This is a genomic window from Streptomyces sp. NPDC053541, assembly GCF_044544705.1.
GTDB lineage: Bacteria > Actinomycetota > Actinomycetes > Streptomycetales > Streptomycetaceae > Streptomyces.
The window spans coordinates 299314-313483 of sequence record NZ_JBITXM010000010.1 but is presented as its reverse complement, the minus strand read 5'-3'; the positions used below and the strand labels follow the sequence as shown (position 1 = coordinate 313483).

The window sequence follows — 14170 nt, the reverse complement described above, 5'->3', positions numbered from 1 at the left end:
CCGTACGGGTGGGCGGTGCGTCAGACGCGGTCGGCGCCGACCGGCTCGCCGACGATGCGGCCGGCCAGGGAGCGGGCCCAGGCGTCGACGTCGGCGGAGAGCTCGCGCTCGGCGGCCTCGCGCTCGGCGGCGATCTTCTCGTGGCCGGCGGCGAGGATGGCGTCGCGCTCGCGGATGCCCTCGGCGCGGGCGGCGGCGATGGCGGCCGAGCCCTCCTCGGTCGCCTGGGAGCGGATGCGGGCGGCGTCGTGGCGGGCCTCGGCGAGCTCGGCCTCGTACTGCTCACGGATCGCGGTGGCCTCGGCGCGCAGGTCGTCGGCGCGCTCGGTGCCGCCGTCGATGGCGTCCTCGCGCTCGGCGAGGGTGCGCTTGATCTTCGGGAGGATCCCCTTGGCCAGGATCAGGAAGGTGAGGCCGAAGAGGACGGCACCGAGAATGAGCTCCGCCCAGACCGGGTTCAGGGGGCCCAGGTCGGTGGGGAAGATCTGCTTGTTCTGCGCGAGGGTCATGGGCGCATCTTACCTGGTCGCAAAACTCGCAATTCAGGCAGATGGCCGAGAGTTGGCGCGATGGTGCGGACGGCGAAAGATTCGTGGCACCCAACGGCTACCGGAAGGTAACCGCGGCTGATTTGATGTGCCGCGCCCCAGCCCAACCCCCCACTCTTCCACGGGAGTTATACGTGCCGTTCACCGCGTCCCGCCGCCTCTTCGGTGCCGCCCTCTCGGTCGCGCTGGCCGCCGCCGCCCTGACCGGGACCGCGTCCGCCGCCTCGGCCGCTCCGGCGGCCGACACCGCCGTGGCCGCCGGCCCGGCCACCACCGCCGCCGCGACGCCGGGCCTGAAGGTGCTCACCTACAACGTCTTCCTCTTCTCCAAGTCCCTCTACCCGAACTGGGGCCAGGACCACCGGGCCGCGACCATCCCCACGACCTCCTTCTTCCGCGGCAACGACGTCGTCGTCCTCCAGGAGGCCTTCGACAACGCCGCCTCCGACGCCCTGAAGGCGAAGGCGGCCGCGGAGTACCCGTACCAGACCCCGGTCGTCGGCCGCTCGAAGTCGGGCTGGGACGCCACCGGCGGCGCCTACTCGACCACGACGCCGGAGGACGGCGGCGTGACGCTGCTCAGCAAGTGGCCGGTCCTCCGCAAGGAGCAGTACGTCTACAAGGACGCCTGCGGCGCCGACTGGTACTCGAACAAGGGCTTCGTCTACGCGGTGCTCGACGTCAACGGCAGCAAGGTGCACGTGGTCGGCACCCACGCCCAGTCCACCGACCCGGGCTGCTCGGCGGGCGAGGCGGCGCAGATGCGCAGCCGCCAGTTCAGGACCATCGACGCCTTCCTCGACGCCAAGAACATCCCGGCGGGCGAGCAGGTCCTCGTCGCGGGCGACATGAACGTGGACTCCCGCACGCCCGAGTACGCCACCATGCTCGCCGACGCGGGCCTGGTCGGCGCGGACGCCCGCACCGGGCACCCGTACTCCTTCGACACGGCGCTGAACTCGATCGCCCACGACCGCTACCCGACCGACCCGCGCGAGGACCTGGACTACGTCCTCTTCCGGGCCGGCCACGCCCGCCCGGCGGGCTGGACGAACAACGTGGTCCCGGAGACCACCGCGCCCTGGACGGTCTCCAGCTGGGGCACGCAGTACACGTACACCAACCTGTCCGACCACTACCCGGTCACGGCCTACCCGGCGGGCTGACCGGCCCCGGTCCGCCCGGCCCCGGTCCGCTCGGACCCGGGCGGCACGGACCGGTCGCGGCCGGTGGCGCCGCGGGACCCCCTCCGGGGCCCGCGGCGCCTCGCCGTCCCCTCCCTCAGGAGGCGCCGCCGAAGACGGTGTACGCCCAGAGGGCGACGACGCCGCCGACGCACAGCAGCACCACCCACGAGCCGACACCGGTGTGGCGCCCCGGGCGCGGAGCGCGCGGGGCCTTCGCCCTCCCCTTGCCGCCGCTCGCGCGGGCGGCCCGGGGCGGCCGGGCGCCGGCGGTGGAGGGCGCGGCGTCCGCCGCGGTCTCCGCGAGCAGTCGGCGGCAGACCGCGGCGAGCTCGGCCGTGCCGGAGGCCAGGTCCACGACGACCTCCAGACGGGCCGGCGCGGTGGTCCCGCCGTCCAGGATCCGTCCGGCGCGCATCAGCGCCTGGTCCTTGCCCCCGGTCGGCGCCAGGCTGATCCAGCGGCGCACATGATCGCCGCGGATCACCACTCCGCCGCCGCGCTCGCGGTAGACGGTGTGCTCCTTCCACAGGACCTCGGCCAACTCCGTGGCCTTCTCCCTGAGTTGCGCCTGCATACCCCTCCCCTGTGTCATGCCCCTGATTCGAACAGGCGCATGACTCTAGCGTCCGGAACGCCTCGCCCCCGCGCCCGCCCCCACGCCCGCGGGGGCTACGCCCCGACGTCGTACACCGTGACCGGTATCCCCCGGGCCACCAGGCGCTCGGCGATCAGCGGCTCGACCCGCTCCCAGCGCCCGCCGGCCAGGCCGCAGCCGATCCGGGGCATGTGCACGGAGGCCCCCAGCTCCGCCGCCTTTCCGGCGAGCAGGACGAGCGCGGCGTCGATCGCCTCGTAGCGCACGGGCACTCCGGTGCTGCGCCCCGTCCGTATCCCCCGCTGGCCCACCAGGTTGGCCACCCACACGTACGGCTCGACCCGCACGAACTGCGCCGCGCCCAGCCCGAAGTCGTTCCGCGCGCGCTCGCGGTGCCAGCGGCGGAAGGCCGCCTCCGGCTCCGGCCAGCGGCGCGAGACGGCGAGGACGAAGCCCTTCCCCCAGCCGCCCAGGTCGTTGCAGACGTGCGCCACGATCTTGACGCCCTTGCCGCGCGGCGCAGTGGCGTCCCCCCGTACGTACTCGATCGCGTTCATGGAACCACCGTACGAGCCGGGTCTGACAACGGGCCGGGACGGACTACTCCGCGCCGAGGAAGTCCCGCACGACGGCGGCGAATCCGGCCGGGTCGGTGGCGTGGACGGTGTGCCCGGCGGGCAGTTCGACGAGCCGGGCGCCGGGGCGGCGGGCGGCCATCTCCCGGGCGTGCTCCGCGCCGAGGACCCCGCTCCGGCTGCCCCGGACCAGCAGGGCCGGACCCGCGCCGGCCAGCCAGTCCGCCCAGTGGCCGCCGTTGAGGGCGCGCTGCGAGGCGACCATGTCCTCGGGCCGGAAGGCGAGCCCCCAGCCCCCGTCGGGGTGCTCCCGGATCGCGTCGGCGAGGTACGGGGCGGAGCTGCCGAGACGCGCGAGGAGGGCCGCGCGGGTGGGGGCCCTGCGCGGCCAGTCGAGGCAGAAGGAGAGGTCGCCGTCGACCTCGGCGCCGATGTCCTCGACGACCAGCGCCCGCACCCGCTCCGGGTGCCGGGCCGCGAACTGGTAGGCGTTGACCCCGCCGAGCGAGTGCCCGAGCAGGTCCACGGTCCGCAGCCCCAGGTGGTCGAGGAGGGCGGCGACATCGGCGACGTATCCCTCGCGGGAGTAGTCCGCCGCCGGGTCGGAGTGCCCGTGCCCGCGCTGGTCCGGGGCGACGACCCGGTGCCGTGGCCCCAGCGCCCGGGCGAGGGCCGTGAAGGTGTGTCCCTCGGCGAAGTGCCCGTGGAGGGCGAGCAGGACGCGTCCGGGTCCCCCGTGGTCGAGGTAGGAGAGCCGCCGGCCGTCGAGGTGCAGGGTCGCGCGCACGGGGCCGGGCCCGGGACCGTTCGTCGTCATGGACTCCAGGCTGTCACGGCCGGCGGTGCGGGCCCCGGGCGCCGATCAGGAGGGCGCCGCTCAGCCGGCTCCGCCCGTACGGCGGGCGCGGCGGAGGACCCTGGCGGCCAGGACGGTGGCGAGGGCGCCGACCAGGAGGGCGACGTAGGCGCCGCCGAGGCCGTTGCCGGTGCCGAGGCCGCCGTCGGCGGTGGCCGCGACCAGGGCGCCGAGGGCCATCGCGAACAGGCCGGCGCCCAGCGCGGGGGCGCCGCCGAGGCGGCCGAGATGGCCGGGGCGCCCGCTCAGGGCGCGCCAGGCGGTGACGGCGGCGAGCAGGCCGATCACGGCGGCCGCGGAGGATCCGATCCGGCCGGGGCTGAGGGTGTAGGCGCTGACGGCGGCGAGCGCGGTCGGGGCGGTGGTCATGGGGTGCTCCTTCTCTCCGGTCACGGTGTGCTCCGAGGATGTCCGGCGCGTCCCCGTGCGGTCGTCCGGCGGACGCGGACTCCTGTGCTGCCGCGCCGGCGGCAGGACGCGGCCCGGCTACCGCGTCCGTGGTAGCCGGGCCTGGTCCGTGCGGGGGATCCGGCGGCGCGGGGCGGCCGGTTAGGGTGCGCGCATGAAGGCTGGTGCGGCAGGGCTGTGGGCCCGGTTCGGGGACCCGCTGATCGCGCTCGGCGTGGCGGCGGCGCTGCTGGTGACGGGGGTGGCGGAGCGCTCCCCGGGACCGGCGATGCTCGGTTACGGGCTGCTCGCGGCCGGTGGTCTCGCGCTGCTCGCGCGCCGCCGGGCCCCGGTCGCGGTCCTGGTGGTGACCGGGCTGTGCGCGGTGGGCTACCAGGCGGCGGGCTTCGACGTGCCGGCGGTCGCCTATCTGTGCGCGGTGTACGCGGCGGTGCGGGCGGGCCGTCGCGCGGTCACCGCGGTGATGAGCCTGGCCATGATCGCGGGGCTGCCGGTGGCGCTGCTGGTGTCCGGCCCGGACGGTCTGGACGATCCGGGCGAGGCGTTCGCGCAGGCGCGCGGGGCGCTGCAGCTGGCCTGGCTGATCGCGGCCTGGGCGGCGGGAGAGGCGCTGCGGCAGGCGGAGCGGCGGGCGGACGAGGCGGAGCGGACCCGGGAGGAGACGGCGCGGCGCCGTGCCGACGAGGAGCGGCTGCGGATCGCCCGCGAGCTGCACGACTCGCTCACCCACCAGATCTCGGTGGTGAAGCTCCAGGCGGAGGTCGCCGTGCACGTGGCGCGGCGGCGCGGCGAGGAGGTGCCGGCGGCGTTGCTGGCGATCCAGGAGGCGGGGCGCGAGGCGAGCCGGGAGCTGCGCGCGACGCTGGAGGCGCTGCGGGACGACGACACGGCGCCGCCCCGCGGGCTCGACGCGGTGCCCGAACTGGTGGAGCGGGCGCGGTCGTTCGGTCTGGACGCGACGCTCACGGTGGAGGCGGACGGGGTGGCCGGGGGGCGGCGGCCGGACGTGCCGGCGGCGGTGGACCGCACCGTCTACCGGATCGTCCAGGAGTCGCTGACCAATGTGGCCCGGCACGCGGGGGCGCGGACGGTGTCGGTGCGGGTCGCCTGCCGGGCCGACGCGGTGTCCGTACGGGTCGAGGACGACGGGCGGGCCCGGCCGGACCGGGTGCCGGCGCCGGGCCTGGGGCTGCTGGGCATGCGGGAGCGGGTGACGGCGCTCGGCGGGCGGCTGCGCGCGGAGCCGCGCGCGGAGGGCGGCTTCGCGGTCCGCGCGGAGCTTCCGGTGGCGCCCGAGCCGGCGGCCGCGTCCGCGCCCGCGACGGGGCGTGTCTCGTGATCCGGGTGCTGCTGGTGGACGACCAGCCGCTGATCCGCAGCGGGTTCCGCGCGCTGCTCGACCTGGAGGAGGACATCGAGGTGGTGGCGGAGGCCGCCGACGGCGCGGAGGGCCTGGCACTGGCCCGCGCGCACGTGCCGGACGTGGCGCTCGTGGACATCCGGATGCCCTTGGTGGACGGCATCGAGGCGACCCGCCGGATCGCCTCCGACCCGGCGCTCGCCGGGGTCCACGTGGTGATTTTGACCAACTACGGCCTGGACGAGTACGTCCTCGACGCGCTGCGCGCGGGGGCCGCGGGGTTCCTGGTGAAGGACGTCCTGCCGGAGGACTTCCTGCACGCCGTCCGGGTGGCCGCCCGCGGCGACGCCCTCCTCGCCCCCTCCCTCACCCGCCGGCTGATCCAGCGCTACGTCACCCAGCCCCCCACCGCTCCCCCGGCCCCCTCCCCGGCCCTCGACGCGCTGACCGCCCGCGAGCGCGAGGCGGTCACCCTGGTCGCGCGCGGCCTGTCCAACGACGAGATCGCCGCGCACATGGTGATCACCCCGATGACGGCGAAGACCCACGTCAACCGCGCCATGACCAAACTCGCCGCCCGCGACCGCGCCCAGCTGGTGGTCCTGGCCTACGAGTCGGGCCTGGTCACCCCGGGCAGCACCGTCCCGGTCCGGCGGTAGCCCCCGTAACAGGACAGGCCCCTGTCGCTCGGGTATGCCTGTCCCATGGAGGTCCGTCGGCGGGAAGGGAGGCTCCGTCCGTCGCGGCGTGGCGGGCGGTGGTTGTTGTGCGTGCCGTTCGGGTTGATCACGGCGGTGACCGTGGTGGACGTGCTGGTGCCGCCCGAGGTGCATCTGGGGCCGTTTCTGGTGGCCGCGCCGGCGGTGGCGGCGTCGTTCGCGGGGGCGCGGATGACCGCGTTCGTGGGGGCGGTCGCGGTGCTGGCGCAGTCGGTGGTGGCGTTGGCGCGGACGAGCATCACCGATCTCAATCACACGTACCAGATCGTCGCGCTCGTGCTGATCTCGGTGATCGTGACCTTCTTCGCACACCTGCGGGAGCGGGACGAGGGCCGGGTGACCCGGCTGCGGGCCGTCGCGCACGCCGCGCAGAGCGTGGTGCTGCGGCCGCTGCCGCAGCGGGCGGGGCCGTTGCGGATCGCCTCGGAGTACCTGGCGGCCGAGGAGGAGGCGCAGATGGGCGGGGACCTGTACGCGGCGGCGCGTACGGGGCGGGGGACGCGGCTGCTGATCGGGGACGCCCGGGGGAAGGGGCTCGACGCGATCAGCGAGGCCTCGCTGGTGCTCGGTGCCTTCCGGGTGACCGCGGGGCGGGAGCGGGAGCTGCCGGACCTGGTCGGGCAGCTGGAGGCGGGGGTCGTCGCGGCGGACGCGGAGGGGAGCACCCTCGCGGACGAGGCCTTCGTGACCGCGCTGGTGCTCGACGTGCCCGACGACGAGCCGGTGGTGCGGCTCGTCAACCGCGGGCATCCGCCGCCGCTGCTGCTGCGCGAGGGGCGGGTGGTCCCGCTCGGCGGCACCGGGGCCGGCCCGCCCCTCGGGCTCTCGGACATCGTGGCCCCCGACACGGACGCCGCTGACGGCACCGGCGCCGGCACCGGCGTGGAGACCTTCCCCTTCCGCGTCGGTGACGTCCTGCTGCTCTACACGGACGGAGTCGTCGAGGCCCGCGACCACAGCCGCGCGTTCTATCCGCTCGCCGAGCGCCTGCCGGCCTGGGCCGGGGACGACCCGCCGACCCTGCTCGCCCGGCTGCGGGCCGATCTCCAGGCGTACGCGGGCGGGCACCTCGGCGACGACGCGGCGCTCGTCGCGGTCGAGCGGCTTCCGCCGGGCACGTGACTCTTTTACATGTCTGGTGAGACAGCAATACTGTTGAACCATGCAGCAGCAGGCGAGCCAGGAGCGGGCCGACGAGCCCGGCTACACCGTGGACGAGCTGGCCGCCCGGGCCGGGGTCACGGTGCGGACCGTGCGGTTCTACGGGACGCGGGGGCTTTTGCCGCCGCCCGTGATCGGGGCGCGGCGGGTCGGGCGGTACGGGCCGGTGCATCTGTCGCGGCTGGCGCTGATCGAGGAGTTGCAGCGGCAGGGGATGACGCTCGCGGCGATCGAGCGGTATCTGGAGCAGCTGCCGCCGGACCTGAGCGCGCAGGACCTGGCGATCCACCGGGCGCTGGTGGCGTCCTGGGCGCCGGAGTCGGCCGAGGAGATCACCCGGGCCGAGCTGGAGCGGCGGGCCGGGCGGGCGCTCGCGGACCGGGACGTGGACCGGCTGGCCGCGATGGGGGTGCTCGACCGCACCGCCGATCCGGACACGTTCCGGCTGGACGGGGCGCTGCTGCGGCTCGGGGTGGAGCTGCTCGGCGTGCCCATCGAGCACGAGACGATCCTGGCCTCGCGGACCGTGCTCCTGGAGCACGCGCGCAGCGCCGCGCAGGAGCTGGCCCGGCTGTTCCGGGAGCAGGTGTGGAACCCGTACCGGGAGAGCGGCGAGGACCCGGACCACCTGACCGCGATGAAGTCGCTCTCGGCGCACATGCAGCCGATGGTGGTCCAGGCCCTCCTGACGGCCTTCCAGCGCTCGCTCAGCGAGGAGCTGCGGACGGCCTTCCGGGCTACCGGGCGTCCGTGAAGACCTCGCCCCGCTCGGCCTTCTCCACCAGCAGGGCGGGCGGGGTGAAGCGCTCGCCGTAGGTGGCCGCGAGTTCGCGCGCCCGCTCGACGAAGCCGGCGACGCCTCCCTCGTACCCGTTGATGTACTGGAGCACGCCACCGGTCCACGCGGGGAAGCCGATGCCGAGGATGGAGCCGATGTTGGCGTCGGCGACCGAGGTCAGCACGCCCTCCTCCAGGAGCCGGACGGTGTCCAGGGCCTCGGAGAAGAGCATCCGCTCCTGCATGTCCCGGAACGGGATGTCCAGCTCCGGCTTGGTGAAGTGCTCGCGCAGCCCGGGCCACAGCTTCCCGCGCTTGCCGTCCTCGCCGTACTCGTAGAAGCCGGCGCCGCCGCTGCGCCCCGGGCGGCCGAACTCGTCGACCATGCGGTCGATGACGAGCTCGCCCGGGTGGCTGACCCAGGTGCCGCCGGCCTCCTCGACGGCCTTCTTCGTCTCGTTGCGGATCTTGCGCGGCAGGGTGAGGGTCAGCTCGTCCATGAGGGAGAGGACCTTCGCCGGGTAGCCGGCCTGGGCGGCGGCCTGCTCGACGGAGGCGGGCTCGGCGCCCTCGCCGACCATGGCGACGCCCTCGTTGATGAAGTGGCCGATGACCCGGGAGGTGAAGAAGCCGCGGGAGTCGTTGACGACGATCGGCGTCTTGTTGATCTGGCGGACCAGGTCGAAGGCGCGGGCCAGGGCCGTGTCGCCGGTGCGCTCGCCCTTGATGATCTCGACCAGCGGCATCTTGTCGACGGGCGAGAAGAAGTGCAGGCCGATGAAGTCGTCCTGCCGCTCGACGCCCTCGGCGAGCACGGTGATGGGCAGGGTGGAGGTGTTGGAGCAGAGCAGCGCGTCGGGCTCGACGACGTGCTGGATCTCCTGGAAGACCTTGTGCTTGAGCGCGGTGTCCTCGAAGACCGCCTCGATGACGGCGTCGCAGCCGGCCAGGTCGGCGACGTCGGCGGTCGGGGTGATCAGGGCGAGCAGGGCGTCGGCCTTCTCCTGGGTGGTGCGGCCCTTGGCGACGGCCTTGGCGCACAGCGTCTCGGAGTACGCCTTGCCCTTGGCGGCGGCCTCGGCGGAGACGTCCTTGAGGACGACCTCGATGCCGGCGCGGGCGCAGGAGTAGGCGATGCCGGCGCCCATCATGCCGGCGCCGAGCACGGCGACCTTGCGGACCTGGCGCTTCTCGATGCCCTGGGGGCGGCTGGCGCCGGAGTTGACGGCCTGGAGGTCGAAGAAGAAGGCCTGGATCATGTTCTTCGCGGTCTGGCCGGTGACCAGCTCCGTGAAGTAGCGCGACTCGATGGTGAGCGCGGTCTCGAAGTCGACCTGGGAGCCCTCGACGGCCGCGGCCATGATGTTGCGGGGCGCGGGGTAGGGGGCGCCGTTGAGCTGCTTGCGCAGGTTGGCCGGGAAGGCCGGCAGGTTGGCGGCGAAGCGCGGGTTGGACGGGGTGCCGCCGGGGATCTTGTAGCCGGGCACGTCCCAGGGCTGCGCCGACTCGGGGTGCGCGTCGACGAAGGCGCGGGCCTTGGCGAGCATCTCCTCGGGGGTGGCGGCCAGTTCGTGGACGAGGCCGTTGTCGAGGGCGCGCTTCGGGTTGTACTGGGTGCCCTGGAGGAGCACCTTGAGCAGGGCGTCGGTGATGCCCATGAGGCGTACGGTGCGGGCGACGCCGCCACCGCCCGGGAGCAGGCCGAGGGTGACCTCGGGGAGGCCGATCTTGGAGCCGGGGGCGTCGAGGGCGATCCGGTGGTGGGAGGCGAGCGCGATCTCGTAGCCGCCGCCGAGCGCGGCGCCGTTGATGGCGGCGACGACCGGCTTGCCGAGGGTCTCGATGCGGCGCAGGGCGTCCTTGATCTCGATGGCGGTGTCGAAGATCGCCTGGGCGTCCTCGGGGCCGGCCTTGATCATGTCCTTGAGGTCGCCGCCGGCGAAGAAGGTCTTCTTCGCGGAGGTCCAGATGATGCCGCGGATGGAGTCCTTCTCGGCGACCGCGCGGTCGGCGATCGCCTTGACGGAGGCCCGGAAGGCCTGGTTCATCGTGTTCGCGGACTGGTCGGGGTCGTCGAGGACGAGGGTGACGACGCCGGTCTCGTCCTGCTCCCAGCGGATGGTGGTGCTCTCGCTCATGCTGATGCTTCTCCGTTTGAGGGTTCGAGGTCGGACCGGGGCCGTCAGACGCGCTCGACGACGGTGGCGATGCCCATGCCGCCGCCGACGCACAGCGTGGCGAGGCCGTAGCGCTTGTCCTGGCGCTCCAGCTCGTCGACGAGGGTGCCGAGGATCATCGCGCCGGTGGCGCCGAGCGGGTGGCCGAGCGCGATGGCGCCGCCGTTGACGTTGACCTTGTCGAGGGAGACGCCCATGTCCTTGACGAAGCGCAGGACGACGGCGGCGAAGGCCTCGTTGATCTCGATGAGGTCGATGTCGTCGATGGTGAGTCCGGCCTTGGCGAGCGCCTTGCGGGTGGCGGGGGCGGGGCCGGTGAGCATGATGGTGGGCTCGGAGCCGGACACGGCGGCGGAGACGATCCGGGCGCGCGGCGTCAGCCCGTAACGCTCGCCGACCTCCTTGGAGCCGATGGCGACCAGCGAGGCGCCGTCGACGATGCCGGAGGAGTTGCCGGCGTGGTGGACGTGGTCGATCTCCTCGATCCAGTGGTACTTCTGCAGCGCGACGGCGTCGAAGCCGCCGAGCTCGCCGATGTCGGCGAAGGAGGGCTTGAGCCTGGCGAGGGAGTCGGCGGTGGTGCCGGGGCGCAGGTGCTCGTCGTGGTCGAGGACGGTGAGTCCGGCCCGGTCCTTGACGGGGACGATCGAGCGGTCGAAGCGCCCGTCCTTGACGGCGGCGGCGGCGCGCTCCTGGGAGAGGGCGGCGTACTCGTCGACGTCGCGGCGGGAGAAGCCCTCGATGGTGGCGATGAGGTCGGCGCCGATGCCCTGGGGGACGAAGTTGGTGGCGATGTTGGTCATCGGGTCGGCGAACCAGGCGCCGCCGTCGGAGGCCATCGGCACCCGGGACATGGACTCGACGCCGCCGGCCAGGACCAGGTCCTCCCAGCCGGAGCGGACCTTCATGGCGGCGAGGTTGACGGCTTCGAGGCCGGAGGCGCAGAAGCGGTTCTCCTGGACGCCGGCGACGGTGTCGGGCAGTCCTGCGGCGATGGCGGCGATCCGGGCGATGTCGGAGCCCTGGTCGCCGACCGGGCCGACGACGCCGAGCACGATGTCGTCGATGGCGGCCGGGTCGAGTCCGGGGAAGCGGGCGCGGATCTCGTGGATGAGGCCGACGACGAGGTCGATGGGCTTGGTGCCGTGCAGGGCCCCGTTGGCCTTGCCGCGGCCGCGCGGGGTGCGGATCGCGTCGTAGACGTACGCTTCGGTGGTCACGGTGTTGCCTTTCGGGCGAGTCTTCGGGCGGGTCGGTCGGGCGGTTCGGTGAGGCGGTCCTGGAGTGGATCGGGGCTCGGGGGGATCAGCCGAGCAGCGAGCGGCCGATGATCTCCTTCATGATCTCGGTCGTCCCGCCGTAGATGGTCTGGATGCGGCCGTCGGTGAAGGCCCTGGCCACCGGGAATTCGCTCATGTAGCCGTATCCCCCGTGCAGTTGCAGGCACCGGTCGGCGACCCGCTTCTGGAGCTCGGTGGCCCACCACTTGGCCATGGAGGCGTTCACCGGGTCGAGGCCGAGCCCCGCCGGATCGGCGTGCTCGGCGATGCAGCGGTCGACGAAGGCGCGGGTGACCGCGCACTCGGTGGCCATCTCGGCGATCTCGAAGCGCACGTGCTGGAGCTTGGCGAGCGGCCGGCCGAAGGCCTCGCGCTCCTTGACGTAACGGGTGGTGAGCTCCAGGAGGTGCTCGGCGCCGGCGATGCCCGCGACGGCGATGGCGAGGCGCTCCTGGGCGAGGTTGGTCATGAGGTGGACGAAGGCGCCGTTGAGCTCGCCGAGCAGGTTCTCCTTGGGCACGCGCACGTCCCGGAAGAACAGCTCGGCGGTGTCCTGGGCCTTCTGCCCGATCTTGTCGAGGTTGCGGCCGCGCTCGAAGCCCTCCATGCCGCGCTCGACGACGAGCAGGGACAGCCCGTGCGCGCCGCCCTCCGGGGTGGTCCTGGCCACGACGATCACCAGGTCGGCGAGGATGCCGTTGGAGATGAAGGTCTTGGAGCCGTTGAGCACCCAGTGGTCGCCGTGGTCCTCGGCGCTGGTGCGGATGCCCTGGAGGTCGGAGCCGGCGCCGGGCTCGGTCATCGCGATGGCGGTGATCAGCTCCCCGGAGCAGAAGCCGGGCAGCCAGCGGCGCTTCTGCGCGTCGGTGGCGAGCTTGGTGAGGTACGGGCCGATGATGTCGTTGTGCAGGCCGATGGCGAGGCCCGGGGCGGCCGCCCGGGTGAACTCCTCGGCGAGCACGGAGGCGTAGCGGAAGTCGGGGTTGCCGCCCCCGCCGTACTCCTCGTCCACGGCGATGCCGAGGAGCCCCTGCCGGCCGGCGGCCCGCCAGGCCTCGCGGGAGACGATGCCGTCCTTCTCCCACTGCGCGTAGTGCGGCAGCACCTCCTTCTCCAGGAAGGTGCGGACGACTCCCCGGAAGGCCTCGTGGTCGTCGGTGTAGAGGGTGCGCTTCATGCGTTCTTCGACTCCTGGGTGGGCGGGGCGTCCGGGGTGTGCAGGGCGGGTACGGCCCAGTCGCGGGCGACCTCGGCGGTGTCGGCGCCCGGCCGCGCGGGCCCGGTGCGCACGGCGCCGGGGGTGGCGGAGAAGCGGGGCGCGGGCGCGGGCTGGACGAGTCCGCCGTGCTCGACGAAGGTGCCGCGGGCGGCGAGGTGCGGGTGCGCCGGGGCCTCGCGCAGCGACAGGACGGGGGCGACGCAGGCGTCGGTTCCCTCGAAGACGGCCGTCCACTCCTCGCGGGTACGGGTGCGGAAGCGGGCGGCGACGGCCGCGCGCAGCTCGTCCCAGCGGGCGAGGTCGCGGCGCGCCGGGGCGACCTCCTCGATGCCGAGCAGGCGGGTGAACTCCTCGTAGAACTGCTGCTCCAGGGCGCCGACGGCCATGTAGCCGCCGTCGGAGGTCTCGTAGGTGCCGTAGAAGGGGCAGCCGCCGTCGAGCAGGTTGACCCCGCGCCGGTCCTGCCAGCCGCCCGCCGCGAGCATCCCGTGGATCATGGTGGCGAGGTGGGCGGCGCCGTCGACGATGGCGGCGTCGACGACCTGGCCCTCGCCGTGCTCGGTGGCGTGCCGGAGGGCGGCGAGGACACCGACGACCAGGTAGAGCGAGCCGCCCGCGTAGTCGCCGACCAGGTTGGCGGGGATGCTGGGCGGGCCGTCGGGGTCGGGGCCGATCATGCCGAGGGTGCCGGTGAGGGCGAGGTAGCCGATGTCGTGACCCGCGGTGGGCGCGAGCGGGCCGTCCTGGCCCCAGCCGGTCATCCGGCCGTAGACGAGCCGCGGGTTGCGGGCGAGGCAGGACTCGGGGCCGACGCCGAGGCGCTCGGCGACGCCGGGCCGGTAGCCCTCGATGAGCACGTCGGCGCGTTCGACCAGGTCGAGCACGGTGGCCGGGCCGTCCTCGGCCTTGAGGTCGACGAGGACGGAGCGCTTGTTGCGGTTGGTGAGGTCGTGCGCGGGGTCGATGCCGAGGCCGGGGCCGCCGGGCCGGTCGACGCGCACGACGTCGGCGCCGAGGTCGGCGAGCAGCATGGCGGCGAAGGGGCCGGGGCCGATGCCGGCGAGTTCGACCACGCGGACGCCGGAGAGCGGTCCGGTGCGGGACCGGGCAGGTGTCGTCATCGGGCCCCCAGGGGTGCGCGGCGGGTGTGACAGTGATGATGTAACACCGGAGATGCTAGGAACGTGTTCCACTCGGCACAAGCCCCCGAGCCGAGCAAGCGCTTGGAAATTACCCGGGAGTACCGCAGGGTCCATCCGGCGGGCGCCGTCCGCTAGAGTCCGCCCGACATGCGCGCCGGGTGCGGCG

At 74.0% G+C, this 14170-nt stretch carries 14 protein-coding genes; 5 read left to right on the top strand and 9 right to left on the bottom strand.

Translation table 11 applies throughout. The features are described from left to right. Positions 1-20: 20 nt before the first annotated feature. The gene (locus ACIGW2_RS26175; RefSeq protein WP_361577393.1) at positions 21-509 is read right to left on the bottom strand and encodes a hypothetical protein; all 489 of its coding nucleotides are present in this window, start codon (positions 507-509) and stop codon (positions 21-23) included. 173 nt (positions 510-682) lie between these two features. Between ACIGW2_RS26175 and sph the strand changes: the two genes are divergently transcribed. Beyond that, positions 683-1714 (top strand): sphingomyelin phosphodiesterase, encoded by a 1032-nt coding sequence (gene sph, locus ACIGW2_RS26170; protein ID WP_399846355.1) that lies wholly within the window; start codon positions 683-685, stop codon positions 1712-1714. A 115-nt stretch (positions 1715-1829) separates the two neighbouring features. On the opposite strand, the gene ACIGW2_RS26165 is transcribed toward sph, so the two are convergent. The 4 genes from ACIGW2_RS26165 to ACIGW2_RS26150 form a co-directional block, all read right to left on the bottom strand. Next, on the bottom strand, positions 1830-2309 hold the full coding sequence (locus tag ACIGW2_RS26165; RefSeq protein ID WP_399846353.1) for a hypothetical protein: 480 nt from the start codon (positions 2307-2309) through the stop codon (positions 1830-1832). Between the two features lie 95 nt (positions 2310-2404). Next, complete coding sequence (locus tag ACIGW2_RS26160) at positions 2405-2887, bottom strand: macro domain-containing protein (RefSeq protein ID WP_391656010.1); 483 nt, start codon at positions 2885-2887, stop codon at positions 2405-2407. A 43-nt stretch (positions 2888-2930) separates the two neighbouring features. Next, on the bottom strand, positions 2931-3722 hold the full coding sequence (locus ACIGW2_RS26155; RefSeq protein WP_399846350.1) for an alpha/beta fold hydrolase: 792 nt from the start codon (positions 3720-3722) through the stop codon (positions 2931-2933). A gap of 60 nt (positions 3723-3782) precedes the next feature. Then, a complete protein-coding gene (locus ACIGW2_RS26150) occupies positions 3783-4130 on the bottom strand; it encodes a DUF6223 family protein (RefSeq protein ID WP_399846347.1) in 348 nt (115 codons plus the stop codon). 193 nt (positions 4131-4323) lie between these two features. On the opposite strand from ACIGW2_RS26150, the gene ACIGW2_RS26145 reads away from it, so the two are divergent. Genes ACIGW2_RS26145 through ACIGW2_RS26130 form a run of 4 tightly spaced genes read left to right on the top strand, consistent with a single transcriptional unit; the run spans position 4324 to position 8163 of the window. Continuing rightward, a complete protein-coding gene (locus ACIGW2_RS26145; RefSeq protein ID WP_399846345.1) occupies positions 4324-5508 on the top strand; it encodes a sensor histidine kinase in 1185 nt (394 codons plus the stop codon). Further along, positions 5505-6188, top strand: coding sequence for a response regulator (locus ACIGW2_RS26140; RefSeq protein ID WP_391656013.1), 684 nt, complete (start codon positions 5505-5507; stop codon positions 6186-6188). Before ACIGW2_RS26145 ends, ACIGW2_RS26140 begins: the two co-directional genes overlap by 4 nt. Before the next feature lie 45 nt (positions 6189-6233). Continuing rightward, on the top strand, positions 6234-7370 hold the full coding sequence (locus tag ACIGW2_RS26135; RefSeq protein WP_391656014.1) for a PP2C family protein-serine/threonine phosphatase: 1137 nt from the start codon (positions 6234-6236) through the stop codon (positions 7368-7370). Positions 7371-7410: 40 nt separating this feature from the next. Beyond that, entirely contained in the window at positions 7411-8163 is a 753-nt protein-coding gene (locus ACIGW2_RS26130; protein ID WP_391656015.1) for a MerR family transcriptional regulator, read from the top strand. On the opposite strand, the gene ACIGW2_RS26125 is transcribed toward ACIGW2_RS26130, so the two are convergent. The 4 genes from ACIGW2_RS26125 to ACIGW2_RS26110 form a co-directional block, all read right to left on the bottom strand. Next, a complete protein-coding gene (locus ACIGW2_RS26125; protein WP_399846341.1) occupies positions 8147-10324 on the bottom strand; it encodes a 3-hydroxyacyl-CoA dehydrogenase NAD-binding domain-containing protein in 2178 nt (725 codons plus the stop codon). The two genes, ACIGW2_RS26130 and ACIGW2_RS26125, sit on opposite strands and share 17 nt — an antisense overlap. A 44-nt stretch (positions 10325-10368) precedes the next feature. Further along, the gene (locus ACIGW2_RS26120; RefSeq protein WP_356074320.1) at positions 10369-11583 is read right to left on the bottom strand and encodes an acetyl-CoA C-acetyltransferase; all 1215 of its coding nucleotides are present in this window, start codon (positions 11581-11583) and stop codon (positions 10369-10371) included. A gap of 85 nt (positions 11584-11668) precedes the next feature. Continuing rightward, the gene (locus ACIGW2_RS26115; protein WP_391656017.1) at positions 11669-12820 is read right to left on the bottom strand and encodes an acyl-CoA dehydrogenase family protein; all 1152 of its coding nucleotides are present in this window, start codon (positions 12818-12820) and stop codon (positions 11669-11671) included. Further along, positions 12817-13983 carry a CaiB/BaiF CoA transferase family protein gene (locus ACIGW2_RS26110; protein WP_391656018.1) on the bottom strand — a complete coding sequence of 389 codons (1167 nt, stop codon included), beginning with the start codon at positions 13981-13983 and terminating at the stop codon, positions 12817-12819. The genes ACIGW2_RS26115 and ACIGW2_RS26110 overlap by 4 nt, the downstream gene beginning before the upstream one ends. Positions 13984-14170: the final 187 nt, after the last annotated feature.